This is a genomic window from Halanaerobium saccharolyticum (assembly GCF_003053565.1).
Taxonomy (GTDB): domain Bacteria; phylum Bacillota; class Halanaerobiia; order Halanaerobiales; family Halanaerobiaceae; genus Halanaerobium; species Halanaerobium saccharolyticum_B.
Map to the genome: position 1 here is coordinate 1 of NZ_QAXS01000078.1, position 1876 is coordinate 1876.

A 1876-nucleotide genomic window follows, 5' to 3' on the forward strand; every position below is an offset into this window, starting at 1 on the left:
GGTTATGTCAAAAAATCTATGAAAAAGTGATGTTGAAGACAGAATTTAGTTTTTAGAGTAAATTTTAATGGTTGGGATGACCGCATTGCCCTTGACAAACACCATCTAAATGCTAGCTGGAGGTTGCCGAGGGTGAAGGAGATGGATATAAAGGCAGGTTAAACTAGCCAACCCTCGAACCACTGATTTTAGCATTTATCTGGTTCGGTTTGTAAAGGGTTCGCTTCGCCAATGCTTTTAAATAGCTTTTAGCTGCCTCAGGCTCTGCTAGATAGATATAAAGGTTAAGCAGAATGCTGCTGTTGATGAAGTATGTATTCCTGAGATAGCTCAATTAGTTTGCCCCATCTGGCAGGCATATTAGGCAGATTAATGAGCTGAGGCACAGTCACAGGTATCTTTTTCTCTAAAGCTGAGTGAGGCCTTAGAAAGTTAAAATAAGCAGCAAATAAATTGACATATGCAACTGAGCCTTGAGAGGATTTAAAACCACATGTTGACCTGTAGCTCTTTTTAAAAGTTCTATTGAGTCTTTCAATAATCTGCTTTAAAGGGCGATATTCTGTTGAAACAGGGTCATCATTAGTCAGGCCAATGACTTGTGTGACATCAAAATCAATACCCTGTTGATAGTAATAATGTCTTGCTAAAAGATAGATGGGATTACCATCAACTACAAAATTAAGATTATCGGGTATAGGATCCATCTTAGTAAGAACATCATTAATAGCTTTAATGGCAGAGGGAGTATCTCTTTTTGGTGAAACATGATAAGAGAGGATAATTTTTTTAACAGCATCAAAGAAAAAGAAAATATACTGCCATTTGCCATAAACTTTAATATATGTTTCGTCACCGCAAAAAGAATCAGAAAGATCATAAGGATAATTATCCAGATAGGGTTTAACAAGATACCCAACTGAATCAGCATAGTTAAGTACAGTCTGATGAGAGATATCAACATTGTGAATATCCTTCATGATAGCAGCTACATTACGAGAAGAAAGACCGTAATTGACATAGTAAGTAAGAATTAATCCTAGAGTATGTGGAGACGAATGAATGCCTGAAATATCAACCTTAGGCAGGTAGGTGGACTCCTTACTCAGTGGCTGAAAGTCAAAATCAAATTCTCGATAAATGTATCTAACTTTAAATTTGTGAGGATGTTTCTTAAAATGTTTTTTCTCTTCTTTACTCATAGTTCTTAAGTTTTTAAGATAGAAAGAGCAGTCATCATTTCTACACTTGTAGATATAGAAATCCTTACGCTCTTTAATCCTGTCAAGGGTACGTGAACAGTGAGGGCACTTAAAGATTACTGTTTTAGAAAAACGATTTTTATCATTAAAATTAGTGTTACAGACTTTGCAGAGGTACTGTCCGCGGCCTCCAGTATTATCATAGAGATAAACATGTGGAGCACCGCATCTGGGGCAGGTCACAGACTCAGGAACCTTGTTTTTAGAGTTTTTATGGCGTCTAATAGGCTTAAGTGGTTTACCATTTTCTTTTTGATAATCAGCTATTAATTTCTGATAATCAAATTTTTCTAAGACTTCAATAACAGGTAGATCATCAACCTTAAGATGGTGGTACTCTTTACTGATAGGAATATCATCTTTGGGCATAAAGTCTTTACTTAAAAGCAAAGTCATCAGATAACAAATTATATAATACTGAATTTGAATATAGACAAGTAAAGTAGTAATAATTGTTTTCAAAGTTTGTCACCTTTCCCTTCTTTTTTGGTTTAAAATGGTGCTATTCAACCTAAATATACCTCAAAAAGAGGGGGGTGACAAGTATTTAAGCTCAAATCCCTGCTACAATAGGGTTTTGACTATATAAATTAAATGATTTTTTGACAATACGT

At 35.1% G+C, this 1876-nt stretch carries 1 protein-coding gene; it reads right to left on the reverse strand.

The genetic code is table 11. The annotated features are described in order from the left end of the window. Positions 1-284 precede the first annotated feature (284 nt). Positions 285-1724, reverse strand: a complete 1440-nt coding sequence (locus tag C8C76_RS14920; RefSeq protein ID WP_089655184.1) for a DDE-type integrase/transposase/recombinase — start codon at positions 1722-1724, stop codon at positions 285-287. Positions 1725-1876 lie beyond the last annotated feature (152 nt).